General features: G+C 36.8%; 32 protein-coding genes, 1 pseudogene and 1 riboswitch. Of the genes and pseudogenes, 19 read left to right on the top strand and 14 right to left on the bottom strand.

Going from position 1 to position 26,334, the window contains the following annotated elements; all coding sequences use genetic code 11:
* Positions 1 to 345: 345 nt before the first annotated feature.
* The 10 genes from A2U94_RS21280 to A2U94_RS16495 all read left to right on the top strand — a co-directional run bounded on the left by A2U94_RS21280 (position 346) and on the right by A2U94_RS16495 (position 8,388).
* Positions 346 to 711: a hypothetical protein gene (locus tag A2U94_RS21280; protein ID WP_152545187.1), complete on the top strand. Its 366-nt coding sequence runs from the start codon at positions 346 to 348 to the stop codon at positions 709 to 711.
* A 258-nt stretch (positions 712 to 969) separates the two neighbouring features.
* Positions 970 to 2,757: a hypothetical protein gene (locus A2U94_RS16465; RefSeq protein ID WP_025909865.1), complete on the top strand. Its 1,788-nt coding sequence runs from the start codon at positions 970 to 972 to the stop codon at positions 2,755 to 2,757.
* A 14-nt stretch (positions 2,758 to 2,771) separates the two neighbouring features.
* Positions 2,772 to 3,497, top strand: coding sequence for an ABC transporter ATP-binding protein (locus A2U94_RS16470; RefSeq protein ID WP_025909866.1), 726 nt, complete (start codon positions 2,772 to 2,774; stop codon positions 3,495 to 3,497).
* A complete protein-coding gene (locus A2U94_RS21285) occupies positions 3,490 to 3,660 on the top strand; it encodes a hypothetical protein (RefSeq protein WP_153301208.1) in 171 nt (56 codons plus the stop codon). Before A2U94_RS16470 ends, A2U94_RS21285 begins: the two co-directional genes overlap by 8 nt.
* Before the next feature lie 479 nt (positions 3,661 to 4,139).
* Positions 4,140 to 4,364 carry a hypothetical protein gene (locus A2U94_RS16475; RefSeq protein ID WP_025909868.1) on the top strand — a complete coding sequence of 75 codons (225 nt, stop codon included), beginning with the start codon at positions 4,140 to 4,142 and terminating at the stop codon, positions 4,362 to 4,364.
* Between the two features lie 5 nt (positions 4,365 to 4,369).
* Complete coding sequence (locus tag A2U94_RS21290) at positions 4,370 to 4,501, top strand: AgrD family cyclic lactone autoinducer peptide (protein ID WP_119543731.1); 132 nt, start codon at positions 4,370 to 4,372, stop codon at positions 4,499 to 4,501.
* 180 nt (positions 4,502 to 4,681) lie between these two features.
* Complete coding sequence (locus A2U94_RS16480) at positions 4,682 to 5,557, top strand: YitT family protein (protein ID WP_025909869.1); 876 nt, start codon at positions 4,682 to 4,684, stop codon at positions 5,555 to 5,557.
* Positions 5,558 to 5,698: 141 nt separating this feature from the next.
* Positions 5,699 to 5,883, top strand: a riboswitch (Lysine riboswitch).
* 108 nt (positions 5,884 to 5,991) lie between these two features.
* Positions 5,992 to 6,828, top strand: a complete 837-nt coding sequence (locus A2U94_RS16485; protein WP_025909870.1) for a transporter substrate-binding domain-containing protein — start codon at positions 5,992 to 5,994, stop codon at positions 6,826 to 6,828.
* A 66-nt stretch (positions 6,829 to 6,894) separates the two neighbouring features.
* Positions 6,895 to 7,623: an amino acid ABC transporter permease gene (locus A2U94_RS16490; protein ID WP_025909871.1), complete on the top strand. Its 729-nt coding sequence runs from the start codon at positions 6,895 to 6,897 to the stop codon at positions 7,621 to 7,623.
* Between the two features lie 24 nt (positions 7,624 to 7,647).
* On the top strand, positions 7,648 to 8,388 hold the full coding sequence (locus A2U94_RS16495; protein WP_025909872.1) for an amino acid ABC transporter ATP-binding protein: 741 nt from the start codon (positions 7,648 to 7,650) through the stop codon (positions 8,386 to 8,388).
* Between the two features lie 24 nt (positions 8,389 to 8,412).
* Here the strand turns inward: A2U94_RS16495 and A2U94_RS16500 are convergent, their stop codons facing one another.
* The gene (locus A2U94_RS16500) at positions 8,413 to 9,027 is read right to left on the bottom strand and encodes a TetR/AcrR family transcriptional regulator (RefSeq protein WP_025909873.1); all 615 of its coding nucleotides are present in this window, start codon (positions 9,025 to 9,027) and stop codon (positions 8,413 to 8,415) included.
* 175 nt (positions 9,028 to 9,202) lie between these two features.
* On the opposite strand from A2U94_RS16500, the pseudogene kynU reads away from it, so the two are divergent.
* Positions 9,203 to 10,039, top strand: a pseudogene (kynU, locus tag A2U94_RS16505) (kynureninase); the annotation flags it as partial.
* 115 nt (positions 10,040 to 10,154) lie between these two features.
* Here kynU and A2U94_RS16510 read toward each other — a convergent pair.
* From A2U94_RS16510 to A2U94_RS16525, 4 genes are all read right to left on the bottom strand, one after another.
* Complete coding sequence (locus tag A2U94_RS16510) at positions 10,155 to 10,583, bottom strand: DMT family transporter (RefSeq protein ID WP_025909874.1); 429 nt, start codon at positions 10,581 to 10,583, stop codon at positions 10,155 to 10,157.
* A 55-nt stretch (positions 10,584 to 10,638) separates the two neighbouring features.
* A complete protein-coding gene (locus A2U94_RS16515; RefSeq protein ID WP_025909875.1) occupies positions 10,639 to 10,959 on the bottom strand; it encodes an ArsR/SmtB family transcription factor in 321 nt (106 codons plus the stop codon).
* Between the two features lie 527 nt (positions 10,960 to 11,486).
* The gene (locus tag A2U94_RS16520) at positions 11,487 to 11,777 is read right to left on the bottom strand and encodes a hypothetical protein (protein ID WP_025909876.1); all 291 of its coding nucleotides are present in this window, start codon (positions 11,775 to 11,777) and stop codon (positions 11,487 to 11,489) included.
* A gap of 49 nt (positions 11,778 to 11,826) precedes the next feature.
* Positions 11,827 to 12,090 carry a YesK family protein gene (locus tag A2U94_RS16525; protein ID WP_025909877.1) on the bottom strand — a complete coding sequence of 88 codons (264 nt, stop codon included), beginning with the start codon at positions 12,088 to 12,090 and terminating at the stop codon, positions 11,827 to 11,829.
* Positions 12,091 to 12,280: 190 nt separating this feature from the next.
* Between A2U94_RS16525 and A2U94_RS21295 the strand changes: the two genes are divergently transcribed.
* Both A2U94_RS21295 and A2U94_RS16530 read left to right on the top strand, forming a co-directional pair.
* Positions 12,281 to 12,457, top strand: coding sequence for a hypothetical protein (locus A2U94_RS21295; protein ID WP_156413464.1), 177 nt, complete (start codon positions 12,281 to 12,283; stop codon positions 12,455 to 12,457).
* Positions 12,458 to 12,625: 168 nt separating this feature from the next.
* Positions 12,626 to 13,297, top strand: coding sequence for a zinc-ribbon domain-containing protein (locus A2U94_RS16530; protein ID WP_025909878.1), 672 nt, complete (start codon positions 12,626 to 12,628; stop codon positions 13,295 to 13,297).
* Between the two features lie 72 nt (positions 13,298 to 13,369).
* Here the strand turns inward: A2U94_RS16530 and A2U94_RS16535 are convergent, their stop codons facing one another.
* The 6 genes from A2U94_RS16535 to A2U94_RS16560 form a co-directional block, all read right to left on the bottom strand.
* Positions 13,370 to 14,731, bottom strand: coding sequence for an amino acid permease (locus A2U94_RS16535; RefSeq protein WP_035320719.1), 1,362 nt, complete (start codon positions 14,729 to 14,731; stop codon positions 13,370 to 13,372).
* Positions 14,732 to 14,940: 209 nt separating this feature from the next.
* Positions 14,941 to 15,621, bottom strand: coding sequence for an ABC transporter ATP-binding protein (locus A2U94_RS16540; RefSeq protein WP_025909880.1), 681 nt, complete (start codon positions 15,619 to 15,621; stop codon positions 14,941 to 14,943).
* Position 15,622: 1 nt separating this feature from the next.
* Positions 15,623 to 16,657, bottom strand: coding sequence for an ABC transporter permease (locus tag A2U94_RS16545; RefSeq protein WP_025909881.1), 1,035 nt, complete (start codon positions 16,655 to 16,657; stop codon positions 15,623 to 15,625).
* Between the two features lie 109 nt (positions 16,658 to 16,766).
* Positions 16,767 to 18,146 carry a sensor histidine kinase gene (locus A2U94_RS16550; protein WP_025909882.1) on the bottom strand — a complete coding sequence of 460 codons (1,380 nt, stop codon included), beginning with the start codon at positions 18,144 to 18,146 and terminating at the stop codon, positions 16,767 to 16,769.
* Positions 18,143 to 18,820 carry a response regulator transcription factor gene (locus A2U94_RS16555; protein ID WP_025909883.1) on the bottom strand — a complete coding sequence of 226 codons (678 nt, stop codon included), beginning with the start codon at positions 18,818 to 18,820 and terminating at the stop codon, positions 18,143 to 18,145. Before A2U94_RS16555 ends, A2U94_RS16550 begins: the two co-directional genes overlap by 4 nt.
* A gap of 189 nt (positions 18,821 to 19,009) precedes the next feature.
* Complete coding sequence (locus A2U94_RS16560) at positions 19,010 to 19,441, bottom strand: hypothetical protein (protein ID WP_025909884.1); 432 nt, start codon at positions 19,439 to 19,441, stop codon at positions 19,010 to 19,012.
* Between the two features lie 155 nt (positions 19,442 to 19,596).
* Between A2U94_RS16560 and A2U94_RS16565 the strand changes: the two genes are divergently transcribed.
* On the top strand, positions 19,597 to 20,268 hold the full coding sequence (locus tag A2U94_RS16565; RefSeq protein WP_025909885.1) for an NAD(P)H-dependent oxidoreductase: 672 nt from the start codon (positions 19,597 to 19,599) through the stop codon (positions 20,266 to 20,268).
* A 316-nt stretch (positions 20,269 to 20,584) separates the two neighbouring features.
* The gene (locus tag A2U94_RS16570) at positions 20,585 to 21,208 is read left to right on the top strand and encodes a LysE family translocator (protein ID WP_025909886.1); all 624 of its coding nucleotides are present in this window, start codon (positions 20,585 to 20,587) and stop codon (positions 21,206 to 21,208) included.
* Between the two features lie 123 nt (positions 21,209 to 21,331).
* Here the strand turns inward: A2U94_RS16570 and A2U94_RS16575 are convergent, their stop codons facing one another.
* Positions 21,332 to 21,763, bottom strand: a complete 432-nt coding sequence (locus A2U94_RS16575; RefSeq protein ID WP_025909887.1) for a YfmQ family protein — start codon at positions 21,761 to 21,763, stop codon at positions 21,332 to 21,334.
* Positions 21,764 to 22,004: 241 nt separating this feature from the next.
* On the opposite strand from A2U94_RS16575, the gene A2U94_RS16580 reads away from it, so the two are divergent.
* Positions 22,005 to 22,634, top strand: coding sequence for a nitroreductase family protein (locus A2U94_RS16580; RefSeq protein ID WP_025909888.1), 630 nt, complete (start codon positions 22,005 to 22,007; stop codon positions 22,632 to 22,634).
* Positions 22,635 to 22,684: 50 nt separating this feature from the next.
* Here the strand turns inward: A2U94_RS16580 and A2U94_RS16585 are convergent, their stop codons facing one another.
* Both A2U94_RS16585 and A2U94_RS21630 read right to left on the bottom strand, forming a co-directional pair.
* On the bottom strand, positions 22,685 to 22,978 hold the full coding sequence (locus A2U94_RS16585; RefSeq protein ID WP_025909889.1) for a methyl-accepting chemotaxis protein: 294 nt from the start codon (positions 22,976 to 22,978) through the stop codon (positions 22,685 to 22,687).
* Positions 22,930 to 23,085, bottom strand: a complete 156-nt coding sequence (locus A2U94_RS21630; RefSeq protein WP_153301207.1) for a hypothetical protein — start codon at positions 23,083 to 23,085, stop codon at positions 22,930 to 22,932. The genes A2U94_RS16585 and A2U94_RS21630 overlap by 49 nt, the downstream gene beginning before the upstream one ends.
* 160 nt (positions 23,086 to 23,245) lie before the next feature.
* Here A2U94_RS21630 and A2U94_RS16590 point away from each other — a divergent pair, with 160 nt between their 5' ends.
* From A2U94_RS16590 to A2U94_RS16600, 3 genes are all read left to right on the top strand, one after another.
* A complete protein-coding gene (locus tag A2U94_RS16590; protein ID WP_025909890.1) occupies positions 23,246 to 23,854 on the top strand; it encodes a methyltransferase in 609 nt (202 codons plus the stop codon).
* Positions 23,855 to 24,284: 430 nt separating this feature from the next.
* Entirely contained in the window at positions 24,285 to 25,799 is a 1,515-nt protein-coding gene (locus A2U94_RS16595; protein WP_025909891.1) for a glycine betaine uptake BCCT transporter, read from the top strand.
* A gap of 166 nt (positions 25,800 to 25,965) precedes the next feature.
* A partial coding sequence (locus A2U94_RS16600) for a transposase (RefSeq protein ID WP_197473414.1) occupies positions 25,966 to 26,334 on the top strand: 369 nt, incomplete at its 3' end.

The following is a 26,334-nucleotide window of genomic DNA, read 5'->3' on the forward strand; positions in this document are numbered from 1 at the left end:
GCTTCTTTGTATAGGAATTTAATTGATAGCTTTCAACCAATTCCTCGAGTTTTGTGGAGAAAATCGGTGAAAACCATTGTTCAAATGATGTTTTTCGTGTAAACTTATCCATGCTTATTGTCCTTTATTTTGGATTTGGATGGTTTATTACCACCCAACCATTATAAAGGATTTTTTTGTGCATGAATAATATTGCAGAAAATTCAGATTTATAAAGGGCTTTGAATTATTTTAATGCGACGCTAGTGTTTGTATTTAATAAATAGAAAGCTAATGAAATTAATTAATAGAATATGAGGTAACGCAATGAACATTTTCTTAAAGGAATAAGCTTCCAAAAAGCTTATGACATCAAAGATATTGCCTAAAAAAAGGAGCGCTATCAATTCTCCTAATAATAAAATACATAAACCGAGTACGACTGAAATAAAGGCAGCAGAAAAGCTAATCTTAAAAATTAAGCTTCCTAAGATGAATAAAATGAGAAAGCTGCATAAAAAAGTAATGGCGTGTGAAAAATTGGTCGTTAACTTTAACAGCATAATCGATGCTACTCCGATTGAGTTGACTGCTATGAACTGTGCTTTTACTTTCGAAAATTTAATACCTAAAAAGGCAATCAAGAAAAATATTAATGAAAAAACCTCTAAAAAGGTGCCTATTACTTCAACGAAGAAGTTCATTTTAATTCTTTTTACCTCCTATTTTTAATTATGCTAACAACCCTTTACGATATATAAAATAGCATATATTGAATTTTTTTAATATGTTAATTGCGATAATTATTTCTAAAAATAGCAATACTTGGTTAATATAACGAGTTGAACAGATGGTATTTTGACCCTGATAAGACAAAAAATCTCCTAGATAAGCAGAATATATAGACATATATGTATGTTTATTCTAAATTATTGTAAGAAGTTTTCTGAGTTACTATATTGTAATGAAATATAGTGGAGGGGTGAAAAAATGCTAAGCAAATGGCTGAAATGGAAGCTTTTTATTCGATGGAAAAATCAATGGAACTATATTAAAATCTTTAGAGATTTATCAGTCGGAAGAAGCCTCTGGGTCTTATTTTTTATTCAAAATATAATTAATTCATGTTTGATTTTTTTCGGAACGTATTTCCTTTTAAAATACGTAGTTCTTAACGAACATTTAACAAATGGTGAAGCGAAGCAAAGTCTAGTGATTAATCTAATTCTAAAGACGTTGTCTTCCATACAACAAAATGGGGAGATTCTTTGGTCCATTTTATTTTGTTTGATTATGATTTTTGCCTTTATTTCGGGGGTAAGTTCTTCTAAATGGCAAATACAATCCAAAGACCAAGAATGGTTAATGATTACGTTAAAGATCAAGCAAAGAAAAGCAAGCATCTTTCTCTATTTAGAATCGATTGTGTGGGACACGAAGGATTTTATCTTTAACTACATCCCAATTCTATTAGCTTTAGGCGTTGTTACAGGTGTAAATAAAGTTTATCTTGCTAGCTTACTAATTTTAACGTTAGGAAGCTACCTGCTGCTAACTTTACTTGTTTCAATATTGCATAACAATTATATGAAGCTACAGCATTATAAATGGAATTTCTTTTTGAGATTGTTAACGAACCTAATTCTTCGCCTTTTAATTGTGTATACAGCGTTTTTTGTTGGAAAAATGAGTTCTCCGTGGATTAAGGAATTTCCTCTAACGAGCAATAATGTCAATTATGAACATTACAATGAGTGGATCAATGAGGGAGTGGACGTCATCTTTTCTATTTTAGCACCACTATCAAACATCTTTTTACATCCCTATATGCCGTATAACGTGTTTTCAGACATTTTGTTTAATGGCCTTCAACTCCATGCCTTGCTGAAGCTAGCGATGTTCTTTATAGGAGTGATCGTTCTTTTATCCATTTTATCAAAAATGAATCATCATAGAAGAACTCCGTATTATCCTTTTAAGAGAATAGAGGCTTTCAATACTCTTTTATCTAAAGTTATTCCTGGCACATCGTATACAACCATTTTAGCGAAGCATCATTATCGAACGGATTACTTACGCTATCGGTTTCCAGTTGTTCTAGGGTCATTTTTATTTTGGGTAATTTGGGGAGTAATTACAGGTCTTCTGCAAAGTCTTGATCAAAGTGAAGAGATTTATTTTTTAATCATGTCATTTTATTTATTTTTCCTAACTTATTTCTATGTATATTCAATTTTCACCGAGTTAAATGGCATGTTTTCTGTGGACGGGGAAGGGAAGCAAGTAATTACTTATTTATTAAATGGAAAATCATTATGGGATGTGTTTAAATATCGATTTCATCTATTCGCTTTGACAAGTTTACCTTTGTTTATTGTCGCAGATATCCTATTCTTTTTCGTTAATCAAATGCCACTCATGTTAAGTATCATGACTCTGTTATTGCATATTATTAGCTTTTTCTTCTTTGCTTTATTAATGTTCTTGCCAGGGGTACTTAGACCACATTTTAATTATGAAAATATCGAACAGCTAGATGATTATCCAGATAAAAAAATTGTCGCAGATGTCATCCGTTTTGCGACTGTTGGGTTAATGGTTCCACTATTGATGCTTCCTACGGCTTTGTTTTTAGTGGATAGTATTGGGGTTTCAAGTTATATCGTCATTCAGTGGGGCATGGTTGGAATGATTCTTCTTTTATTCGTTGGAATAGCGCTGCCGCTCGTTTCCAAACTGTTAGTTAAAAAATCAAGCTTTGAACAAATAAACCTATAGAGAGAAGGGATTGTATGAACTACTCTTTAAGCTTTCAAAACGTCAGTAAATCGTTTGAAACCAAACGCATATTAGACCATATCTCATTTGATATTGAAAAAGGGAAAATCACAGCATTTCTTGGTCAGAATGGAGCGGGTAAAACCACAACGTTGAAAATTGCAATGGGACTCCTTACACCGGATGAGGGAAAGGTGCTTTTGCATAATGAAAGCATAGAGAAAATGAAGAAAGAAGTCACCTTTATACCTGACCATCCGTATTTATACGACGAGTTAACGGGTCGAGAATATATAAAGTTCATCATGGAATTAACTGATTTGAATCTATCTAAAGAGGAAGTAGAGAAACAAGTTGTTTACTATCATTTAGAGAAAGAAATCGATAAGAAAATTAAAAATTTATCTTTAGGTAATAAAAAAAAATTAGCTTTGATGGGCAGCTTACTGAATAAGCCTAGCGTCTTATTGTTAGATGAGTTCATATCGGGTATTGATCCGATTAATATGAAAAAAATAAAATCAATTTTAAAAGATTATGTATCAGCAGGTAATTCTATTTTGCTCTCTACTCATCAGCTAGAAGTAACACAAACATTTTGTGACTCTTTAGTCTTTATTAATGAAGGAAAAATCTTGAAAATAGAAAGCGATATATCAAGTGTTTTTACAAAAAATGAAAGCTTAGAAGACTACTTTATTTCAATGTTAAATATGTCAGGAGGCACTCAGCATGACTAAAAAATTCTTTATACTGGCTACTATCGTGTTTTTACTATTCGCTTCACCGCCACTTATATTAGCTATTTATCAAGGAGAGGTAAAGGATATTATGGTCATCTCTTTGATTATAATTATTGTTTTTTCGATTACAACATATGAATTTGTTAGAAGAAAAAAGTAAGAAAAGCCCAAGGAGTTTGGGACATAACAAAATGATTGCTTCTAAAAGACGAACACTAGCTGTTCCCATCTCTTTAGTTTGTCTGAACACGTTCGTTCCATTGCGCTACGGCCACTCGCTTTCCGCGGGGAGGAACCTGAGCTTCCTCGCTGCGCTGCGGGATCTCAGTTTTCCCTCTCTTCCCGCAGGAGTCGAGTGTCCTACGCTCCATTCCACCCTGTTTCCAACATTGTTTTCACAATCAACCAAAAAACCTGAACGATTAAAACTGAGAAACTCTCAATCGTTCAGGTTTATCATTGGCTGAATTACTTATGTCCCAGCCTCTTTAGTCTTTTTATTTTCGTCACTAATATTAGCAAAATAACCCCTGAAAATACAAAAAACGACCACAATATCCAAAAAATGTTTATCCCTTGGGTTTTTATTGTACTATTTATTCAGGAAGCAACGAACAAACAGGAGGATGAGAAAGTACCATGATGAATCAATCTGAAGTAATGGAAAATAAACAATCTGTATCACTCTCGACTACCAATCCCATTAGTCTAGTTAGCGCACTATTTAGTCCAGTTAAATTCTTTAGTCAACTAAAAGTGCAAAGAAAACTGGGGGTCAATATCTTCATTATTTTAGTTCTATATGGAATTATTACGTACTTACTTTCTCAACACTTATTAACGAATAATAAAAAAGGAGATTGATTTAAATGAAAAAGTATCTTTATAATTTTGTTGCTGCTACAGGTTTATTTATGACACAAGCTACCTTTACAACAAGTTGTTTTCTAGGACTGTATGAACCTGAATTGCCTGAAGATGAAGACGAAGAGCTACAATAAGTTTTTGTAATTATTTCTATTTTTAAAGTAGTTAAATAGCCAGTTGTCGGTGTTGAACCGATGACTGGCTATTTACGTTTTTTATGCTTAGTACCTTTTAGAGATACCTTAATTTTATAAATGAAGATGATTTTATGATAAAATTATTTGTGTCAAAAAACATTAGAAGTGAGGAATTACATGAATGCGTTAAAACAGCATCGAAAATCGAGTAAACAAAAACTATTGTTTCGGGGCCTTTTAGTCATCATTGGTGGCATTATCGCAGGTTATGGGTTAGAAACAGTATTAATTCCAAATAGCGTATCTGACGGGGGGGTGACGGGACTTAGCATCGTTGGTTCACAGCTCTTTGGAATTCCACTAGGCGTTTTAATCGCCATCATCAATCTTCCCTTCATCTGGTTAGGTTATCAGCAAATTGGAAAAAGCTTCGCTATTTTTTCAACCATCGGTATTGCTTCTCTAGCAGTTAGTACAACTCTTATGCATCACACTCCAGTTATTATTGAAGGAGATACGCTTTTAGTAACCGTTGTAGGTGGTGTAATCCTTGGTTTTGGAATGGGTCTAGCACTGCGTAATGGAGGAGCATTGGACGGTATTGATATGCTTGCTGTACTCCTTTCACGAAAGTCACCGTTTGGAACAAGTGATCTTATTTTATTTCTAAATATGTTTGTATTTATCGTGGTTTCTTTTGTGTTTGGCTTGCAAGGAGCCATTCTTTCTGCCATTGCTTACTTCATCGCTTCAAAGGTTATTCATGTCGTTGAAGTTGGGTTAAGCGGTTCAAAAGCGTTTGAAATCATTACAAATGAGCCTGTTTTAATGGTTAAAACAATTCGTGATCGACTAGGTCGAAGCGCTACATATAAAGAAGTATACGGCGGATATTCTCACGAAAAGTTCAAAGAGATTACGTGTGTTATTAACCGTTTAGAAGAAAGTAAAATGAAGGAAATTATCAGCGAAATCGATCCGGATGCTTTTGTGCGCGTGTATGACGTTGCCGAAGTAAAGGGTGGAAACTTTAGAAAAACCAACATTCATTAAATCATCCTTTTTATTCTGTATAAAATTGTTTTTTTAGAGCTGAAAGAATTAGTTGGAAAATAATCCAATAAAAACCATATTGACAGATTAGGAAGAAAGATGTAGACTTGAAACAAATTTAATAAGACCTCACTTTTAGTCAAGTGAGGTAGAGGCGCGGTATTTAACAGTCTTTAGCAGAGTTTGAGAGACGTTGAAGCTAGAGAGAAGGAAATATCGCCGAAGTGAGTAAATTGTTCTCAACAATTGCTTGCTGGGTCTGTAGTGAAGAACTGCAGGACTGTCTCAATAAGTTTACCAGCTTATTGAGTTGTGCTATCTCATCTTTTAAAAGAGAGGACTTTAGGGAACGATGAATGAAACGACCTGAGTAAATCTCGGGTCGTTTTTTTATTGTCTTCAAAGCTTAAAAAGATATAAGGGGGAAACAAACTATGAAAAGAAAAGCAGGATTTTTCTTAACATTATTGCTTTCAGCAGTTGTTTTATTAGCAGGCTGTGGTCAAAGCAGTGAGTCAGCATCGGGTTCAGGAGACGCTGATACGTTTACGGTAGGCTTGGAAGCAGGCTATCCACCATTTAACTGGACTCAAAATGACGATTCAAACGGAGCGGTTAAAATTAAGGGCGGCTCACAGTATGCAGGCGGCTATGATGTTGAGATGGCTAAGAAAATTGCTGATGGATTAGGCAAAGAGCTAGTGATTGTCAAAACTGAGTGGGATGGTCTTGTACCAGCCTTAACATCAGGTAAAATTGATGCGATTGTGGCAGGAATGTCACCGACTGCAGAGCGAAAAGAAACAATTGATTTCTCTGATAACTACTATAATTCAAACCTAGTAATGGTTGTGAAAAAAGGTAGTAAGTATGAAGGTGCTACGAAGATTGCAGATTTCAAAGGCGCAAAAATTACGGCTCAATTAAACACGTTTCACTACTCCGTCATTGATCAAATTAAAGGTGTATCAAAAGAAACAGCAATGGATAATTTCCCAGCAATGCGCGTAGCGCTAGAATCAGGAGTTATTGATGGTTATGTATCAGAGCGACCTGAAGCAGTAAGTGCTTCAGCAGCAAATGATAATTTTGCAATGGTTGAATTCAAGGGTGGCTTCAAAACATCAGCTGACGATACAGCTGTAGCCGTGGGTCTTAAAAAAGACAGTGAGCTAAAAGAAGAAATCAACAAAATCTTAAAAGGTATTTCAGAAGAAGAACGCACAAGCATTATGGATGCGGCAATCAAAAACCAACCTGCAGCAAAATAATGATGACATAACACCGGCTGTATCTACATACAGTCGGTTTTGTAATGAGGTAAGGGAGGAAGAACGATGAGTTTTGAATGGGTTATTACAATCATCTCAGAAAACTGGCCAATGTTTTTACGCGGAGCTGGGATGACGCTATTAATTGCGCTGACAGGTACCATTATTGGGGCGGTCATTGGGTTAGTTGCTGGTATTATCCGAACTGTTCCAACGCCAACGAGCGGGCTGAAAAAAGCAGGATTGAAGGTAACGAATTTCGTTTTATCTGTATACATTGAATTTTTCCGAGGTACGCCAATGATTGTGCAAGCAATGGTTATTTACTATGGTTCAGCGCTTGCATTTGGCTTTGATATGAACGTGATGTTGGCAGCGGTTATTGTTGTATCAATTAATACAGGAGCATATATGGCTGAAATTGTACGTGGCGGGATTATTTCCGTTGATAAAGGACAGTTTGAGGCAGCCAAAGCCATTGGCATGAATCATTATCAAACAATGATGAACGTTGTTTTACCTCAAGTCATTCGTAATATCTTACCAGCAACGGGTAACCAGTTTGTGATTAACATTAAAGATACGTCGGTATTAAACGTTATTTCCGTTTCCGAGCTATACTTTGTCACGAAATCAGTAGCAGGAAACAACTTTAGATATTTTGAGTCATTCTTTGTTGCTTGTATGATTTACTTTGTCATGACGTTTATAGTATCGCAAATTCTGCGCTACTTTGAGCGTAAATTAGACGGACCCGACAGCTACACGATGATTAAAACGGACCAAAATCGATAATGAAGGGTAAGGAGGTATAAGAAAATGGAACAAGTAATTGATATTCAACATTTAAACAAAGCGTATGGAAGTCATGAAGTATTAAAAGATATTAATTTCTCTGTTAACAAAGGAGAAGTTGTGACCATTATTGGTTCTTCGGGCTCGGGGAAATCAACGCTCCTTCGTTGTATCAATTTATTAGAGCAGCCGAACGGTGGCCAAATTATTTATAACGGGGAAAATGTTCTGGATGATCAGCATAATCTATTTGAGTATCGTAAAAATTTAGGAATGGTCTTTCAACAGTTTAATTTATTTGATAACCATAATGTTTTAAATAACTGTGTGGTAGGACAAGTCAAAGTGTTAAAGCGTTCAAAAGAAGAAGCTGAAAAGGTAGCGTTAGGCTATTTGAAGGTCGTTGGGATGGATCAGTACATCAATGCGAAGCCAAGACAGCTTTCAGGTGGTCAAAAGCAGCGCGTGGCCATTGCTCGCGCTTTGTCCATGCAGCCGGATGTCCTTTTATTTGATGAACCAACATCGGCTTTAGACCCTGAGATGGTGGGAGAAGTATTAAAGGTTATGAAGGAGCTTGCAGAGTCAGGTCTAACAATGCTTATCGTAACGCATGAAATGGAATTTGCTAAAGAGGTATCGGATCGCATTGTCTTTATGGATAAAGGCGTTATTGCAGAAGAGGGTACTCCTGAGCAAATCTTTAATCATCCAACGCACGAACGTACGCGTGAGTTCTTAAAACGTACGTTAAAAGACAAATAAGAAAAAGCCCCTGTGGGCATTTTCTTATTTATATAGCCCTCGAATGTAAACAGATGCGATGTTCCGCGCAATTTCTTCAATGGAGCTTTCGTATTCATGCCGAACGATATCCCAGAGGTACATTTCATTGGTGAAAAACCAGCCTCTTGCCACTAGTTCATGATTTAATTCATCTCTAGCAAGTCCCTTCTCTTGGGCATAAGCGATATCTTGTGAGATGCGCTGAATAAATTTCCTTCGAATATTCTTCCAGCTTTCCGACACGACAGGAGAGATGCCGATTGCTTGTTCGAATACCTGCATCATACCGCGCTCATGCTCAGCCATATGTAAAAAAGCATTCGTTTGCCTGTGGATGATGTTCGTTGCTTCCTCTTTTGTTTGTGGAAAAAAGGAGGTTTCTGCAATCTTATAGAATTCTGCCATGACGCTGTCCATGAGTACTATTAACAGTTCTTCTTTTCCTTTAAAATGAACGTATGCTGTTCCATAGCCAACTTCTGCTTTTTCAATAACTTGTTTAATGGTTGTTTTTTGAAAGCCTTCTTCCATAAATACTTCTTTGGCTGCTTGTAATAGTTTTTGGCGCGTTTTAATCGAACGCAAATGTCGTTTATCTTCTACGTTATGCTCTGTCATGATGTATGCTCCCTTCCATCTTTCTTTAGTTTCTAGCATATAGAAAATCTCATAAAAGGAAAAGAGATAGTTGTTAAAATGTTTATAATTTTCGGAAATATAATATTGACATCATGTCATATTTTTTTGATAATCTTTGGTTAAGATAGCGATTACAAATGCTAAAAGGAGGAGGCTGCGATGTTTGATTCAACAAAAGAATGCGCAGGATGAATTAGTGGTTTTTCGAGAAGAATTTCACCTCAAACAAGACGCTATTTATATGGACGGAAACTCGCTAGGTCTTCTATCAAAGCCAGCGGAAACAACGCTGATGGAAGTCATCACAGATTGGAAAGAGCAGGGGATTGATGGTTGGACACAGGGTAAGCATCCTTGGTTTTCACTATCTGAAAAGCTCGGTGAAATGATGGCACCACTTGTAGGAGGCTTTCCTGAAGAGGTTATTGTAACAGGTTCAACAACTGTGAACCTTCATCAACTCGTTTCAACGTTTTACGAACCAAGCGGAACACGCACCAAAATTTTAGCGGATGAGCTGACATTTCCATCTGATATCTATGCGCTTCAAAGCCAGCTGCGTACGCGTGGTTACGATCCTGATGAGCATTTAGTTCGTGTGAAAAGTCGCGATGGTCGCTTTTTAGAAGAAGAGGATATTATTGAAGCAATGACGGATGAAATCGCATTAATTGTTCTGCCAACCGTTCTGTATCGAAGCGGTCAAATATTAGATATGGAGCGCTTGACTGCGGAAGCACATAAGCGCGGTATCATCATTGGGTTTGATGGCTGCCATTCTATTGGCGCAATTCCTCATCATTTTAGCGACTGGGGCGTCGATTTTGCTTACTGGTGTAACTATAAACATTTAAACGGTGGGCCAGGAGCTGTTGATGGTTTATACGTGAATAAAAAGCATTTTGGGACTCTTCCAGGCTTAGCAGGATGGTTCAGCTCAAAGAAAGAAAAGCAGTTTGATATGGACCATACGCTAACGCCGGCTCATACGTACCGGCTTTTCTGCTGAGCGCGCCGTTTACGGAAGATTGAGCGCTAAGTAAAACGCCACCGATAACAGCTGCAATGAGCAAGATAAAATTCACCGTAAAACCTCCTTTAATTAATTAAAAAACGAGTAGTAAAGCAATTGCCATCAACGCAACGGCCATTACTTTTTCTTTTGTAATGGGTGTTTTGCTACTACCTAACCACCCTTTATGCTCAATAACCATGCTCATCGCCATTTGTCCGACAATTACGCTAATCATTGTTAAGCCAACGCCTAGAAGCGGAACGCCAATAACTAAAATCGTTAAATAAATGACGCCAAATACTCCTCCTGTAAGCTGCCATTTTGGTGCTTTTGCCGCGTAGGAAAGCGAACCTTTTCCTAAAAAAAGCACAACGATTCCTAAAATAACAGAACCAACCGCGAAGTTATAAAAGCTGCTTTCTAGTTTTCCGACGGATTGACCTAGCACACCGTAAATAGCCCCTTCAATACTGAGGGACATTCCAGCTAACACAGCCACAATATAAATCCAAAATTTCATACTTTCACATCCTTATATCGAGATTTATAGATATGTTAAAGCAAAAAAAAAGAACTTACAGCTCTTTTTTTATGATTTCAGCAATCTCCGCAATTTTTTTTTCGTTTCTGCGGTAATACGTCCATTTTCCATGTCTTTCTGATTCTAATAATCCAATGCGCTGAAGCATTGATAGATAATGCGAAGTAGTGGATTGTGATAAGTTTGCGCGTTCTTGAATATCTCCCACACAAATACCACCTTTGTCACTAATAGTTTTTGACAGGTGCGCAGTAGGCTTATCAAAATGCTCCATTGGATCTTTTAACCACTTCAACATTTCTAAACGAGTTTCATTGCCCAAAACCTTAAAAATATCTACAAGTTTATTTTCCATGATCCTATATTTCTCGATATTTCTCGATATTTCTCGATATGTAAAGTTTTTAGTTTACCTTGTTTATAAACCGCATATGCCAAGGTAATACAAAGGCAAACACAATAAAAGATAAAATAACTGAAAAATCTACGTTTTGCATCCATGAGTTCATGTTGAGACATCTCTTTACGTAAGGGTATCTCTAGTGTTGCCTAAATAATCTATTTTAAAAGTTAGCCCTGTTCTTCTTTTTTCCACATTTTATAATTATAAAGAACTTGAACAAGAAAGATCACGCTAATTAAACCGACAAACCCAAAGTATATGGGAAGAGGCCAATCTGAAAGGTAGTACAGAACTCCGCAAGCAACGATGATGAACGGAATACTTGTAAGCGTACGAATCATTTTTCGGCGATAAGACAGCTTGTAGTAGCTAACTGCAAAGTCTTTATCAACCTTTTCTGTTTTCTTGTATCTCTTAGAGAAAAAGAACGTAATCCCAATAACAACAATCGCAATTAATAAAAAATCAAATCTCGTTTGTTACAGTCTCCTTTTTAATTCTTGGTTAATAATAAAAATACTTGATAATAGAATGAGTAATAGTCCTATTCCAATTACAATCACACTTTTCATTTGTGCATCGACTAAATCAAACCCTGTTATAGTGTTAAAGGCATAAATGAGTAAAAGTAAGCCACTTATAAGCGTGAAGATAGAAAAAGTGAGAATCAGCACTCTTTTCTTAATCAGAATACTAATGAAGAATGCTAGAAATAAAATCATGATAAAAATAAAGAGATTTCCAAGAATAAAATCCAAAACGATATCCATAGCACAGTATTCCTCCTTAGAGAAAGTAAAATAGTTCCATGTGGAACAACTATCTTCTACGCTTCACCATTTGAGAAATTGTCACAATGAGTAAAGACAGCACGGCAGCTACAAAAACCATGATGCTCAATGCCCCATAACCAAGCCCTTCCCATCCTCCAACTAGTAAGCTAATTATAAACCCTGCTAGGCTAAGTACTGCTACAGCAAGGGGGATTACATATCTCAACGATTCTTTCTTTCGTCCAATAAGATAAGAAAAAATAAGAATCACTAAAGTAGTCATAATGATAAACGTATATGAATTTAGCATAATGTCCTCCTTTTCCCCTTTTCCGTTAATAAAGCTCTAAGTATGAATAAGGATATTAATTCCAATTTAACATAATATAGGATTTATTAAAAGGGTGTCTTTGTGGATAAACATCATAGAGGTATTTACAAAAATTTCTATCATGTACTATAATGATAAACAACTTTTAATAGATAGAAGGGGTTGTCAAATGAATACAGAAGACCGTCTAAGTGAAATAGAAAGAAAGTTAGATGACTTAAATAATAAGCTAGATCAAAGAAACAATAACTCTAGTTTGCGATTTGTTTTTAGATTTGTGCAGGTTATTTCGATTATTTTAATTCTTTTAGTACTGCTGGGAGTTATTAGCTTTTTTGCAGGGTAAGAGCATGAAAAAGGTTGAGGGGATTCCTCAACCTTTTAGTATGTAAACCGTTTAAAAACACTACTGTACAACCATAGTATATAATAGGTTAATTGGTCTATCTCTCTCAGTTTGTTTGTAGTATAATTTTACTAGTTGTGTATAAAAAATAGACAGGAGGGGGCGCAGATGAAGTTTTGCACGAACTGTGGAAATTCATTGGGAGGGGAAGATCAATTTTGTAGCGGATGTGGTGCAGTAATTAATCGAAGTAAAAAGATAAGCGAACCTGTACAAAAAAAGCAGAACGCGTCAGCATCGCGTGTAGAAGAAGTGATAGGTACAGGAAAGAACAATAAAAAAATCACTATTGCTGGCCTTATTTTAATTATCGGTGTCATCATTTACATAATGATTCCAAAAAAGCTCACGGAAGCAGAATATGAACAGCTCGCTCTCGATTTATTAGTAAAGGATGTAGCGGTGCAAGAACAGTTTTCTAGTTCAATTGAAAATAGCTCCGTTGATGTCAACATGGAATGGGATTCAGAGTTTAAACAATTAACAAAGCCTGCTGAAAGAGCACAAGGGGAGTTTGAAGACATTTATAAAGAATTAAAGGGCGTAAAGCCACCAGAAATGTTTGAACATGACCATGAACTACTATTAAAAGCGTTTCATACTCACAGCGAGCTGATGATTGGAGCAGGTGAGTATTTTAAAACAGGAAATGAAGAAGAGCTTGAAAAGGTAGACGAATACGAAAACCAAGCAGAAGACTATTTAGATCAAACAGCTTTCTCTTCTGGCATATATAAAGAACGATTAATGAGGCGAATTGAGAAGCTAGGCATCGAATAAGTCAATAAGTTTTATAAAGTAAAGCATCCTCACTTTCTAGATTTTTAGTGAAGATGCTTTTTGTTCATTTTGTCAATGATGTAAAGAATCTTGTCTTGTTTTTTTAACTTTATAGAGAACAACGAGCAAAATAAACCAAAGCGGCGTGACAAACAGTGCAACGCGCGTATCCGGAGCGAGTGTTAATACCACTAAAATAAATGCTAAAAAGACTAAAACTAAATAGTTAGTAAACGGGTAAAGCGGCATTTTGAATGGATTTTCTTTTGCTAAATCAGGGCGATCTTTTTTGTATTTCATATGACAAATAACGATAATCCCCCATATATAAATGAATGATACGGTTGAAATACTCGTGATTAAGGTAAATACACCTTCTGGCATGGTGTAATTTAAGACAACTCCGATTAAAATGACCACAGTTGAGAAAAAGAGTCCGTTTGCGGGAACTTGTCGCTCGTTTATTTTTGCTAAAGAATTTGGTGCATCCTGATCTTTAGCTAGGGAATAAACCATGCGGCTTGTACTAAATACAGCACTATTTCCCGCAGATGCAGCTGATGTTAAGACCACAAAGTTAACAATTGTCGCAGCTGAAATAATTCCGATTGCAGCGAATACTTGAACAAAGGGACTCTGAGATGGATCTACATCATTCCAAGGATAGATGCTCATGATGACGAAAAGAGAACCGATGTAGAAAAGTAAAATTCGAATAGGGATATTATTAATGGCAAGGGGAATATTGCGTTCGGGATTCTCTGTTTCTCCTGCCGTTAATCCTACGAGCTCGATTCCTACAAAAGCAAATACAACCATTTGGAATGAGAGAATAAATCCGTTCAAACCATTTGGAAACATGCCTCCGCGATTCCATAAATTCTCTACGCTAGCAGTTCCGTTTGGTGTCGACGCACCCCTAATAATCATAAAAGTACCTGCAATAATTAAAGCTAATATGGCAATGATTTTAATTAATGCAAACCAAAACTCAATCTCACCGAATAGCTTGACCGTTGCTAGGTTCATCATGAGTAAAATGACAAGCGCAATGAGACCTGGTATCCATTGCGGTACGGACGGAAACCAGTACTGAGTGTAAAGCCCAATAGCTGTTAAGTCAGCCATAGCGATACAGACCCAGCAGAACCAATAGGTCCAACCCGTAATAAACCCAAGCATGTCTCCTAAATAATCACGAACAAAATCGACAAAAGAATGATAATCAAGGTTGGTTAAGAGTAATTCACCCAGCGAGCGCATAATTAAGAACCCAATTAGTCCTGTAATCATATAAGCAAACAAAATGGACGGTCCCGCTAAGTTAATGGACTTTCCTGATCCGAGAAATAGCCCTGTACCAATAGCACCTCCAATAGCAATTAATTGGACATGTCTATTTTTTAAACCTCTTGCTAATTTTTGTTCCTGCATAAGTATTCCTTCTTTCATTTCTTTCTAGTTGGTGTGACGTAGTAAATTAGTAACTGAATATGGCTCATTATGTATCGTACGTTGAAAAGATAAATTAAAAATGACACTATATGATGTAGGATTAGCATCTTAAAGATTTTTTATTGGTAAACGGTCTAGAAAGTAAAAAAGAACCTTTTCACCATGGGAGATGTGAAAAGGTCGCTGAGTTAATCCTGCATAATAACGCCATCGCTCATACGAATCACACGATTTGCATAGATAAGCATTTCTTCATCATGCGTAACGATAAGCGTTGTGATCTTCAGTGAATTTGTTAACTTTTGTAAAAGAGCCATGATGTCTTTTGAACGCTTTGAATCAAGGCTTGCTGTTGGCTCATCAGCAAACAGAATTTTTGGTTGATGAATGATGGCTCGAGCGATTGCGACGCGTTGTTTTTCTCCTCCTGATAAAGAGGGAGGGTATGCGTTCTTTCGATGTTCCATTTGTACAAGTTTTAAGATATGCTGTACTTCTTGCTTCTTTTCACGTTTTGACATCGATACTTCCGCTATATCTAACATTAAGAGAAGCTGTTCTTCAACCGTCAAAAATGGCACAAGGTGAGCAAATTGAAACACAAACCCAAACTTGATTGCACGCAATTTCCGCATTTGCTCAGGGTTCATGGTTACTAAGTCTTTTTCTTCAAATATAATGTGTCCACTTGATGCGGACTGCAGTCCAGCTGCAATTGTAAGGAGCGTACTTTTTCCAGAACCTGATGCACCAACAAGAGCAGTGATTTCACCTTCTTTTAATGAAAGGTCAATTCCTTTTAAAATATCTTCCCTTCGTTCTCCGTTAGTAAACGATTTCTTTACATGTTCTATTGTAAAAGTCGTCATTTTACATCTCTCCTTGTTGAATTGCTTTTAAAGGTTCAATCTTTTTAATTTGAATACCCGATAGCGTCGAGCCGGTAAAGCCGATAACGAGAAACACACCAGCAAGTTGAAGAGTAGTTAGAACAGGTAAGCTAAAAGGCATTCCTTCAGGTGCTATTAGGTTGAATAGCTGACTACATGCAATGGACAATAGAATAGAAGCAGCGGTGATAATCAGCATTTGCGTCCACATGATTGTAAACAATCTGCTCGTTTTCATCCCAATTGCTTTTAGAATTCCGTACAGTCCAATTTTTTGAACGTTCATCATATAAAAGAAAATGGCAAACAGCATACAGCTAATGACAATTAAAAACCAAATGATCATATTCAATGACATTTGTTCAGCATTGTAGCTTGGGATGGTAGCTAAAAACTCTTTGTTTGAAAAAGATTGAAGTCCATTAACAAACGGAGCTTCATCTATGTTCGGCAAGAAAATCAGCTGCAGGTCTTCTGTGGCAAACATTCCTTGGTAGTCCACCTCATTAATATAAGCAACGGGTGTATGACTATATTTGGCTTCATCGACAAAGCCTTTCACCACAAACGTTCCATCATATTGGTCATGAGTAAGCGTGTCCCCAACTTTGATTCCTTCTTTTTTCAAGGAGGAGTCTAGGATAACTTCACCTTTATTTAGATTCGGAAAGAGCTTTGAATCCGTTGATGTGACAAAGGAAACGCTACGTTGTTTATCTCGTTCATCATTCACAAAACCCATTCCAATTGAAAAAGCGACAGCGTCTTTATACTCGTTTAGAACACTCTCTTGAACAGAACGGTCAATTGACGAGAGGTTATACGTTTCTTCTGCTTCTTTCGTCATGTAGAATTGTCCGTCAGGCAAATTTTTAATGAGTGCTGCATTATCCTTTGACAGACCGTTTGCAAGGCCTGAAATAATAAAGGTTAAAAAGCTTACAAGAAAGATAATGGAGCCTAGTATAAGGAATTTTGCTTTGTTTTTTTTGATTTCTTTCCATGCGATGTTCATCAAAATCTCCTCCAATTTGATTTCGTACTTTTAGTGTATAAGTTGTTTGTGAATGGACGATGAACGGCAGGTTACAAATGAAAAAAGCCCCATCCATCAGGATGTAGCTTTAGGAAATAGGAAGTTTAATTTGAAATAATGTGCCTTCACCTTCTTGACTGTCTACCTTAATTTCGCCGTTATGAAGCTTTATGATTGTTGAAACGATTGAAAGACCAAGTCCCGTTCCTTCGACCGTTTGTGAACGAGCGGTATCAGCACGATAAAAGCGATCAAAGATACGCTTTTGCTGTGAAGTACTTAGACCGATTCCTGTGTCCTGGAACGAGACTACTAAATAGTCATGCGCAACTTTTATTGAAACATCAATCGTTCCACCAGGCTTATTGTATTTCATCGCATTGGTTAACAGGTTATCCCAGACGGTGCTCAGCAGTGAGGGATCTCCCGTGATTGTAATATCTGGAAGGGAGTAGGTAATCATCAAGTCCCGTTCCCTAATTGCCCACTGGTGCGTTTTAATTAGGTTCTCAATCTGTTTTCCGACATGAAAACGCTGTGCCTTCATCATGTCTTCGTTTCGATCAAGAGAAGCGAGAAGTAACAGCTGTTTGGTTAAAATTGATAATCGATTAATCTCACTGTTAATGACAGAAATATATTGAACTTTTTCCTCGCTTGTTAGACTGTCTTGTTCTAAAAGGCCGGTATATCCTTTAATAGTAGACAGCGGAGATTGAATGTCATGAGAGATGTTCGAAATAAATTCTTTTCGCATATCATCTAGCTGTTCTAACTTTTGAGCCATTTGCAAAAAGCTTTTTGACAGTTCACCAAGCTCATCGTTTCGCTTCGTTTGAAGCTTAGGATGGAAATTTCCAGCAGCTAATGCTTTTGTTGCTGCCGTTAGGCTCGAAATGGGCTTTACCAAATAGTTCGTGCTAAATAAGACAAGAACGATGCTAAGTAAAATAGTGAGCGCAAGTAGCCATGCTAGCAATAGGTGCATTTCATTGAACAAAAGCTTGATGTCTGGTCGTAAAAAGAGGGCATATGACTTGCTGTTATGCGTAATTGGAACACCGATTGTATTGGTAAGCTCATTTGCAAAAAATCCGGTTACAAACGTTTGCTTGGGGAACTGGCGCATTCCATGATAGATCTCACCGTTTAAAACCTGTGCTTTGACTTCATTTTTTAATGCTGTATCTCGAAATGCTGCTCCAAAAAAACGTTCGGTGTCACCAGCGTCAACGAGATAAATTTGATACCCTACTTCAGCGATATTCTCAAGGTAATCACTCAATTGAATGTGTGGGTTTTCATTGATAAATTCAGCGATATCAAGAGCAATTTCCGTATTCTTTGCGTCGTTTGAAGGCTTTAATTTTTGCTGATAGTACAGGTTCGAACCTAAAAAAGCCAACACGCTGCTAAGGAGCATGATACTAGCGGTAATGATAACAAATTTGCTATAAAGAGACTTCATCGTTTCGTCTCCAATGAGTAGCCAACTCCGCGAACCGTTTTAATATGAAAGTCTTCTGTTAGGTTTGTAAAACGCTCGCGCAGCCGTTTAACATGAACGTCTACCGTTCTTGCATCACCTTCATAGTCAAGGCCCCATATGTGTTCAATCAGGTTTTCTCTGGAAAAAACACGCATGGAATTAGAAGCGAGAAAGGCCAGTAGCTCAAATTCTCTCAGCGGTAGAAGAAGCGTTTTCGTTCCAACTTTGACTTCGTAGCTTCTTTTATTAATGATCGTTTGGCCCAGCTTAATAACAGACGCATCATCTTCTTTTGCATATCTTCTTAAAAGTGCTTGAACGCGAAACAGCAGCTCTTTTGGTTCAAAAGGCTTTACAAGATAATCATCTGTTCCGGCGGCAAAGCCTTCTTCTTTATCTTCAATTTGGCTCTTTGCAGTGAGCAAAATAACGGGAAGGTCATATAAGCGACGAATCTCTTTTGTCAGAGTGTAGCCATCTATAAAAGGCATCATTACATCAACGACGGCTAGAGCAATGTCTTCTTCCTGTAGTCTTTCGAGCGCTTCGCTTCCGTGCTTTGCTTGTATTACATCATAGCCAGCTTGTGATAGGTGAATAGTTACAAGCTGGAGAATATGTAAATCATCATCGACAAGTAGAATCTTTTTCATATAAGTTCCTCGTTTTCTTTAAGAAATCTTTTCTTTTAAACATACCGCTGGTGAAAAGAATTTTCAAATGATGAAAAAAGCCATAACCTAAATTGTTATGACCCAAATCATGAGAGCTGCTATGTTAATAGGGAGGCTGAATGTTAAAAAGAGAAGAAAATACCTTTTTGGCTCATCGCTAAGTTTCTCTTAATACACGACTCCATATTGACGAGATGCACAACTATGACATGTTTGTTCATCAAATCGATGCTCTTGACTCACTAAGTCTTTACAAAATTGACATCTTGCATATTCGCTTTTTCGTTTTTCGATAGTTTGAATCAAAAGCTTAGTTATTTTTTCGCAGAGTTGAACATGTGATAAAAGTTCGACTTCTTTCCAATAGAGAATATGAATTTGGTGGATAACTGGCTCAGAAGCAGGAATTGGCCCATCCCATTGTACAGTTTCATATCCGAATGATAAACCTTCGTTCATGGTACGCATATAGACCTGAGGTTGATCAGCAAATTCTTCTAGTGTTAAGTAAAAAGTTTGGTTTTTTATAATAGCATTGTTTTTTGATAACGGTGTATTGTTACATAGTGAAGAAACCCATTCTTTCACTTTTATTCTCATGTTACTTTATCTCCTTCTCATTCTGCTTTACCTTATTATACAAAGGAAATATGGGATAGTTAATCTTTTTGTAAAAAGCTAAATAGTTGTATTCTGCAATGAAATTCATTACCATGACACATAGAAATTGATGAGAGAAGAAAGGTGGATATGTCATGAGCAACGAAGCAAAAAAACAAGAAATTCTAGATGCGTTTCATTTCCGTCACGCAACGAAAGAGTTTGATCCAACAAAGAAAGTGTCAGAAGCGGATTTCCGTTTTATTATGGAAACTGGACGCTTATCTCCAAGTTCATTAGGTTATGAGGCATGGAAGTTTTTGGTGATTGAGAACGAAGACTTAAAACGTCGCTTGAAAGAAGTTTCATGGGGAGCGCAAGGACAACTGCCAACAGCAAGTCATTTTGTTATCATTCTAGCGCGTACAGACGCACGCTATGATTCAGAGTACGCAATGAATCATCAAAAAACAGTTAAAGAAATGCCAGAAGATGTGTTAGAGTCTGTTTTACCAAGATTCAGAGCGTTCCAAGAAGAAGATGCTCGCTTATTTGAAAGCGACCGTGCACTGTTTGACTGGGCAAGTAAGCAAACGTATATCGCACTTGGTAATATGATGACAGCAGCAGCGCAAATCGGCGTTGATTCTTGTCCAATTGAAGGCTTTAATTATGAAAAAACGCATGAGCTTTTAAAAGAAGAAGGACTTCTTGAGGATGGTCAATACGATATCTCTGTTATGGTTGCATTTGGTTATCGCGTTGAAGATCCAAAGCGTGAAAAAACAAGAAGAGACTTTGACGAAGTAGTGCAGTGGATAAAGTAAAAGAAATAAATCATAGTAAAAAGCAGTTTCTATTATAAGATGCTGCTTTTTTGTATGAATATATGTTAAAATATAGAAAAACAGAGGGTGATGGATCATTAAAAGATTAACAAATATTCAAAGGCTATCTATTATTTCTTCTTTCATACTTGTTGTAGGAGCATCACTTGTGTTTTCAGAGTCATATTTTAATAATAAAGAGCTGAATACGTTAACGAACTCGTGTTTTAATAGCGGTGGAATGCCCGCTGTTGAGGTGGGAACACTCAATAAAGTTCTTTCGTTTGAATGCAAATAATACATAGGAGTTTTGATTATGGATTTCTTAATTTGGTTGTCATTTTTAGGAGCAGCTCTATTGCTTACGATTATGCCAGGGCCAGATAACCTATTTGTGCTTGCTCAAAGTATCTCTAATGGGAAAAATGCGGGTATTGCCACGGCATTTGGTTTATGTACAGGTCTGATTGTTCATATTTTAGCTACTGTTTTAGGCGTAAGCGCACTTTTATATCAATCATCTTTAGCATTTTCTATCATTAAATATGCGGGAGCTGCGTATTTACTGTACTTAGCTTATAAAGCATTTACAGCAAAAAGCTCTCCTTTAGAAGTACAGAAGACTCAACAAGTGAGTTATGATGCACTCTACAAAAAAGGAATTATCATGAATATTTTAAACCCGAAGGTATCCTTGTTTTTTCTAGCATTTTTACCGCAGTTTGTTACTGCTAGCGGTGGAAACGCAGCGTTTCAAATGCTGGTATATGGCATCACATTTCTAGTTCAGGCGCTCTTTGTCTTTACGGTAATCAGTTTATTTGCAGGTAAAGTGGGAACCGTCTTACGTAAACGACCAGCAATTTCACAAAAAATAAACTTGATTGAAGGCTCTTTGTTTACACTGATTGGGTTGAGAATTGCCCTGAGTGAGAAGTGAGAGGAAAAGTAAGTGTTTAAAGAGCGTGATACGTTTAACTGCACGCATTTTGGAAGAACAAGATGTACGCTTTATCATAATTTAATATCATAAAAAAACAAGGTGAATTTTCACCTTGTTTTTTTATGATACGTGCATATTTGTTTGAAACTCGTCTGAAAGCATGCGGTACGCGAGTACTTTCTTTTTGGATTTCTTCACCACATCTACATGATCGCTGTAGCCGTATATAAGCAGTTCAAAGGTATGTTTGCCGTTTACACTGTGAATAATAATGGGAGTTTTGTTTCGCTCAAGGTTAAGGTAGTGAGTACGATTCCCATCGTGTACATAGTATTGATCTAGAAACGTCGCTTTGTTAAAGGCTTCAATAATTTGTGCTTTTTCTTCACCTTCAATGGTGCTTCCATTTCTTTTCACAATAGCTGAATCAATGGATAAGGTAGGGTGTAGCTTGAACTTACCGTGAAGCCATTCTACGACTGTGTTAGGTAGGCACGTAATTAAAAGTTTAAGAGCACTGACAACAACAATAACAATAACTGTCCAGAACATCTTAGGTCATCTCCAATAATTAAAAATAAGAATGCATTCTTTATTTTAACACGGAATAAATGTACAAGTTTGGTCTATTATGTGACGGTTTTTATCAGAAAATATTTTTTATTTATTTCGAAAGGCTAATTATTTTACAAAATAAGAAAATGAGAGTAAGGTAATAGACATTGCATTAATAAAAGTAGATAACTTTAAGTAAGTAGTTATATAAAAATAACAATAAAAGGAGAGATTTAACATGCAAACAACAAATGACTTTAATAAAATTTTAAAAGAGCGTCGCTCAATTAAACGTTACGATCCAACTGTAAAAATCAGCCGTGAGGAAATGGAAGAAATTCTAACCGTGGCAACAACTGCACCATCTTCAGTTAACATGCAGCCATGGCGCTTTTTAGTAATCGAAAGCGATGAAGCAAAAGCGCAGCTTGCAGAACTAGCTAAGTTCAATAGTACTCAAGTTGAAACATCTGCAGCCGTTATTGCTGTATTTGGAGATGTTCAAAACGTTGAATACTTCGATGAAATTTATGATAAAGCAGTAGAAGTAGGCTATATGCCACAAGACGTAAAAGACAATATTAAACAAGCATTTTCTTCATACTTTGAAGCAATTTCAAACGAAGATATGAAGGATGTTGTCTTAATTGATGGTGGTCTTGTATCTATGCAAATTATGCTAGCAGCACGCGCGTATGGCTATGATACAAACCCAATTGGTGGCTATGAAAAAGAAAAAGTAACAGAAGTATTTGGAATGGACAAAGAGCGCCACGTACCAGTTATGCTTATTTCAATCGGTAAAGCAGTAGATGAAGGTCATCCATCAGTTCGTTTACCAATCAATCGCGTAGCTGAGTGGAAGTAATAATGAAAAGCCTGAGGTTAATTTTCAGGCTTTTTTAGTGTGAAAAGTTCTTATGCCTCTACCAGTTTTGTTAGCGCTTTAGTTTGTGTTTCCAAGTGCTTAGCAGCTTCATCAATTGAAGCAAATTTAGCGATTGCTTTCTCAATTTGCTCTCTACTTGATGTAAGTGCTTTTTCAGAAGTGTTTGTCGCGTTTAAAATGGTGTGTACAAAAGACGTTATTTCTTCTACTTTACTGTGAACTTCTTTTGTTGATTCGTTTGCTCGGGTAGCTAAGTTTCGCACTTCTTTTGCAACTACATCAAAGCCTTTTCCATGTTCACCAGCATGAGCTGCTTGACCCAAAGTACCTCTCCATTTAAGTCAAATTCAATCATCGCTAAAGATTTCTCTAACGCACCGAGTACTGAATCTTGGTTTAACACCTGTGTGCTAGCACTTTTGTTTATCATTACTATTTGCTCCTTTTAAACAAACTCTCTTTATTATTTCGACTATTTTTACCCAAAATCAAGCTATTTGAAATAAAATTATTTGAAGTGAATAGAAATAGGTTTGAAAGAATGGGAAAGTAGGTATTAATGTATGGGGCAAACAAAAAGGAGTCTTAACATGACAGATCATTTTTATGACGAGCTGTTAAATATACAAACAAGTGGAAATCAACAAGGTTTTTACGATTCACTGCACTATCATCGCTATGAGCCTACACCATACAAAGGCCTTGATGAGCTATTTGCGAAGGTATCGCTGAGCTCTTCGGATCGAGTTGTCGACTTTGGGTGTGGAAAAGGGCGATTAAATTTTTACCTGCATTACCGCTATCAAGCATCTGTAGTTGGGATTGAAATGAATGAAGAATTTTACAAAGAAGCGCTTCTCAATAAGCGAAGTTATTTAAAGAAATATCACCATCGCCGAGCTGAATTGTCCTTTCACTGCTGCTTAGCAGAAGAGTATGAGATTGATATTCGAGATACTATCTTTTATTTTTTTAATCCGTTTTCCATTCAAATTTTTATGAAAGTCGTTGGGAATATCTTAGATTCAGTAGGAAAAGCATATCGACCCGTAACAATTATTCTTTACTATAGCTCAGAGGACTATACTGATTTCTTAACGCGCCGCACGCCTTTTCAGCTAAAGGAAGAAATCGAGATTCAAGGTTTATCGCAACGAAATTCACTCGAAAGATTTTTAGTGTACGAGCTGAAGTATTAAGAGATGAACAGGTAAGGTGTAAAAGAATATCACTAAAAAACAGACAATTTTGTAGAGATATGTTACTATATACTGTGGCAATACACCAATCCCCCTTATTACCTAAAGAACGTAATGCTAAAAAGCATGCCCACGAAAGAAGCAAGAACAAATTTTTCACCATACAACCAGTTCCATAAATTCCAAGTCAACAAACCGTCCTGCATAAGTAGATCGCAGGTAGGTCTTGGTTGCTTAGTGTTACATGAGGAATATTAGCTAAGTAAAAATGATGTAGCTTAAGAACGTCTTAACGCAATCTTTAAGGGTTAGTTATTATTGCTTCATAAAAAAAATATTGTTTTCTATTTGGTTTTGCATATTGTTTGTGTTCTCCAATTGAAGTAAAGCCCTCTGCGAATTTATCAAAGATGGGAGTTTTTAATTTCAAATGAAAAAAGTTTCAACAGTTTTTTATGTTTCTATTGCCATCATGGCATTATTAGTTATTTTTGGTGTGAGTGCACCCAAAACGCTTGAGAGCGTGACGGGAGCAATCCAAGGTTTTATTACAGATTCATTTGGTTGGTATTATTTAATTGTGGTGTCTTTGTTTGTATTAGTTTGTTTGTATTTATTAGTAAGTCCGATTGGTCGAATTAAACTCGGGAAACAGGAGGACAAGCCTGAGTTTTCACGCCCAACCTGGCTTGCCATGCTTTTTAGTGCAGGAATGGGAATCGGTCTTGTGTTTTGGGGCACAGCTGAGCCTATTAGCCATTATGCGATCAGCTCTCCAACAGGAGAAGTAGGGACAGACCAAGGTCTGCAAGACGCAATGCGCTTTACGTTCTTCCACTGGGGAATTCATGCTTGGGCTATCTATGGTATTGTTGCGATGTGTCTAGCATACTTTACGTTCCGAAAAGGAGAGCGTGGATTAATCAGCGCAACACTAAAGCCAATTTTAGGGAAATATGCAGATGGCGTACTTGGTAAAATTATTGACGTTATTGCAGTTATTGCCACTGTAATTGGTGTAGCCACAACGCTTGGGTTTGGTGCGGTTCAAATTAACGGTGGTTTGTCTTATCTTTTTGATGTGCCATCGAATATTGTGACGCAATTCATTATTATTCTTGTTGTAACAGTGTTATTTATTTTCTCAGCCTTAACGGGATTAGGAAAAGGAATTAAAATTTTAAGTAATGCAAACATGATTTTAGCCTTTGCTTTATTTACGTTAATGTTTATATTAGGCCCAACGCTATTTACGTTAAATATCTTTACAGATACGATTGGGAAGTATTTGCAAACATTAGTGAACATGAGCTTCCGTATTGCACCATTAAATGAAGAAGACCGTCAGTGGATTAACGGCTGGACAATTTTCTATTGGGCTTGGTGGATTGCATGGTCACCGTTTGTTGGAATCTTTATCGCACGCGTATCAAAAGGTCGTACAATTCGTGAGTTCGTTATTTTTGTGTTAATGGTACCTTCTCTAATTGGTTTCCTTTGGTTCTCTGTATTCGGAGGATCTGCGTTAACGTTAGAGCGTGATGGTATTGCACAACTTTCAAAGCTGGCAACAGAAGAGTCTCTGTTTGGCGTTTTTGCAAATTATCCGCTAGCAACTCTTATGTCAATCTTAGCGATTATTCTTGTTGCTACATTCTTTATTACATCAGCAGATTCAGGTACGTTTGTGCTTGGAATGATGACAACAAATGGTTCACAAAACCCTGCAAACAGCGTTAAGTTGGTTTGGGGAATTACGCTAACAGTTATTGCGCTAGTGCTTTTATACTCTGGCGGACTTCAAGCGTTACAAAATACCATGATTATAGCAGCGCTACCGTTCTCTGTCGTAATGGCATTAATGACAGCTAGTTTATTAAAAGATTTAAACAAAGAAGCAAAAGCGCTTGGTATTGGTCAAATCAAAAAGAAAAAAACATCATAACTAGTAAAAAGAGGCTGGGACAAAACCCTCCTCTGAACCGAAAAAGCCGGTGAAATTTTACGACGAGTAAAATTTCACCGGCTTTGTTTATTTTTACATTAAAATAAGGACCACTTCTGATAAAATAAAGTTACCACACAAAATCTTATCGGAAAGAAGGGTCCTTATGTTTAAAGATTATAACATGAATCAAGTGGTTTTGCCTTTAGATTTAGAAATAAAATTACAAGAAAATGATATTGCCTTCGCCGTTCGCCATCTCGTTGAACATATTCCAGATGAAGTCTTTGCCGGCTTCTTACAGAAAACGGGGTGTCCTGCTTACCATCCACGCATGATGATGAAAATCATTTTATGTGCCTACACACAGTCAGTTTTTTCAGGAAGAAAAATTGAAGCGCTTCTCAAAGATCGTATACGTATGATGTGGCTAGCTCAAGGTTACGAACCGAGCTATCGGACAATCAATCGATTTCGTGTTCACCCAGAAGTTCAAGTGCTTCTTCGTGAGTGCTTTGTCCAGTTTCGATGTCAA

Source organism: Bacillus sp. VT 712, from assembly GCF_001614195.1.
Taxonomy (GTDB): Bacteria; Bacillota; Bacilli; order Bacillales; family Bacillaceae_H; genus Priestia; species Priestia flexa.

Excerpts from the sequence above, each read along its gene's own strand:
- A2U94_RS16480 (WP_025909869.1), top strand. The coding sequence starts at position 4,682 with ATGAATGCGTTAAAACAGCATCGAAAATCGAGTAAACAAAAACTATTG.
- A2U94_RS16590 (WP_025909890.1), top strand. The coding sequence starts at position 23,246 with ATGACAGATCATTTTTATGACGAGCTGTTAAATATACAAACAAGTGGA.
- A2U94_RS16545 (WP_025909881.1), bottom strand. The coding sequence starts at position 16,657 with ATGAACATCGCATGGAAAGAAATCAAAAAAAACAAAGCAAAATTCCTT.
- A2U94_RS16465 (WP_025909865.1), top strand. The coding sequence starts at position 970 with ATGCTAAGCAAATGGCTGAAATGGAAGCTTTTTATTCGATGGAAAAAT.
- A2U94_RS16490 (WP_025909871.1), top strand. The coding sequence starts at position 6,895 with ATGAGTTTTGAATGGGTTATTACAATCATCTCAGAAAACTGGCCAATG.
- A2U94_RS16495 (WP_025909872.1), top strand. The coding sequence starts at position 7,648 with ATGGAACAAGTAATTGATATTCAACATTTAAACAAAGCGTATGGAAGT.
- A2U94_RS16485 (WP_025909870.1), top strand. The coding sequence starts at position 5,992 with ATGAAAAGAAAAGCAGGATTTTTCTTAACATTATTGCTTTCAGCAGTT.
- A2U94_RS16530 (WP_025909878.1), top strand. The coding sequence starts at position 12,626 with ATGAAGTTTTGCACGAACTGTGGAAATTCATTGGGAGGGGAAGATCAA.
- A2U94_RS16550 (WP_025909882.1), bottom strand. The coding sequence starts at position 18,146 with ATGAAGTCTCTTTATAGCAAATTTGTTATCATTACCGCTAGTATCATG.
- A2U94_RS16540 (WP_025909880.1), bottom strand. The coding sequence starts at position 15,621 with ATGACGACTTTTACAATAGAACATGTAAAGAAATCGTTTACTAACGGA.
- A2U94_RS16535 (WP_035320719.1), bottom strand. The coding sequence starts at position 14,731 with ATGCAGGAACAAAAATTAGCAAGAGGTTTAAAAAATAGACATGTCCAA.
- A2U94_RS16595 (WP_025909891.1), top strand. The coding sequence starts at position 24,285 with ATGAAAAAAGTTTCAACAGTTTTTTATGTTTCTATTGCCATCATGGCA.
- A2U94_RS16500 (WP_025909873.1), bottom strand. The coding sequence starts at position 9,027 with ATGACAGAGCATAACGTAGAAGATAAACGACATTTGCGTTCGATTAAA.
- A2U94_RS21280 (WP_152545187.1), top strand. The coding sequence starts at position 346 with ATGACATCAAAGATATTGCCTAAAAAAAGGAGCGCTATCAATTCTCCT.
- A2U94_RS21630 (WP_153301207.1), bottom strand. The coding sequence starts at position 23,085 with ATGATAAACAAAAGTGCTAGCACACAGGTGTTAAACCAAGATTCAGTA.
- A2U94_RS16555 (WP_025909883.1), bottom strand. The coding sequence starts at position 18,820 with ATGAAAAAGATTCTACTTGTCGATGATGATTTACATATTCTCCAGCTT.
- A2U94_RS16560 (WP_025909884.1), bottom strand. The coding sequence starts at position 19,441 with ATGAGAATAAAAGTGAAAGAATGGGTTTCTTCACTATGTAACAATACA.
- A2U94_RS16475 (WP_025909868.1), top strand. The coding sequence starts at position 4,140 with ATGATGAATCAATCTGAAGTAATGGAAAATAAACAATCTGTATCACTC.
- A2U94_RS16525 (WP_025909877.1), bottom strand. The coding sequence starts at position 12,090 with ATGCTAAATTCATATACGTTTATCATTATGACTACTTTAGTGATTCTT.
- A2U94_RS16515 (WP_025909875.1), bottom strand. The coding sequence starts at position 10,959 with ATGGAAAATAAACTTGTAGATATTTTTAAGGTTTTGGGCAATGAAACT.
- A2U94_RS16575 (WP_025909887.1), bottom strand. The coding sequence starts at position 21,763 with ATGTTCTGGACAGTTATTGTTATTGTTGTTGTCAGTGCTCTTAAACTT.
- A2U94_RS21290 (WP_119543731.1), top strand. The coding sequence starts at position 4,370 with ATGAAAAAGTATCTTTATAATTTTGTTGCTGCTACAGGTTTATTTATG.
- A2U94_RS21285 (WP_153301208.1), top strand. The coding sequence starts at position 3,490 with ATGACTAAAAAATTCTTTATACTGGCTACTATCGTGTTTTTACTATTC.
- A2U94_RS16580 (WP_025909888.1), top strand. The coding sequence starts at position 22,005 with ATGCAAACAACAAATGACTTTAATAAAATTTTAAAAGAGCGTCGCTCA.
- A2U94_RS16510 (WP_025909874.1), bottom strand. The coding sequence starts at position 10,583 with ATGAAATTTTGGATTTATATTGTGGCTGTGTTAGCTGGAATGTCCCTC.
- A2U94_RS16520 (WP_025909876.1), bottom strand. The coding sequence starts at position 11,777 with ATGGATATCGTTTTGGATTTTATTCTTGGAAATCTCTTTATTTTTATC.
- A2U94_RS21295 (WP_156413464.1), top strand. The coding sequence starts at position 12,281 with ATGAATACAGAAGACCGTCTAAGTGAAATAGAAAGAAAGTTAGATGAC.
- A2U94_RS16570 (WP_025909886.1), top strand. The coding sequence starts at position 20,585 with ATGGATTTCTTAATTTGGTTGTCATTTTTAGGAGCAGCTCTATTGCTT.
- A2U94_RS16565 (WP_025909885.1), top strand. The coding sequence starts at position 19,597 with ATGAGCAACGAAGCAAAAAAACAAGAAATTCTAGATGCGTTTCATTTC.
- A2U94_RS16470 (WP_025909866.1), top strand. The coding sequence starts at position 2,772 with ATGAACTACTCTTTAAGCTTTCAAAACGTCAGTAAATCGTTTGAAACC.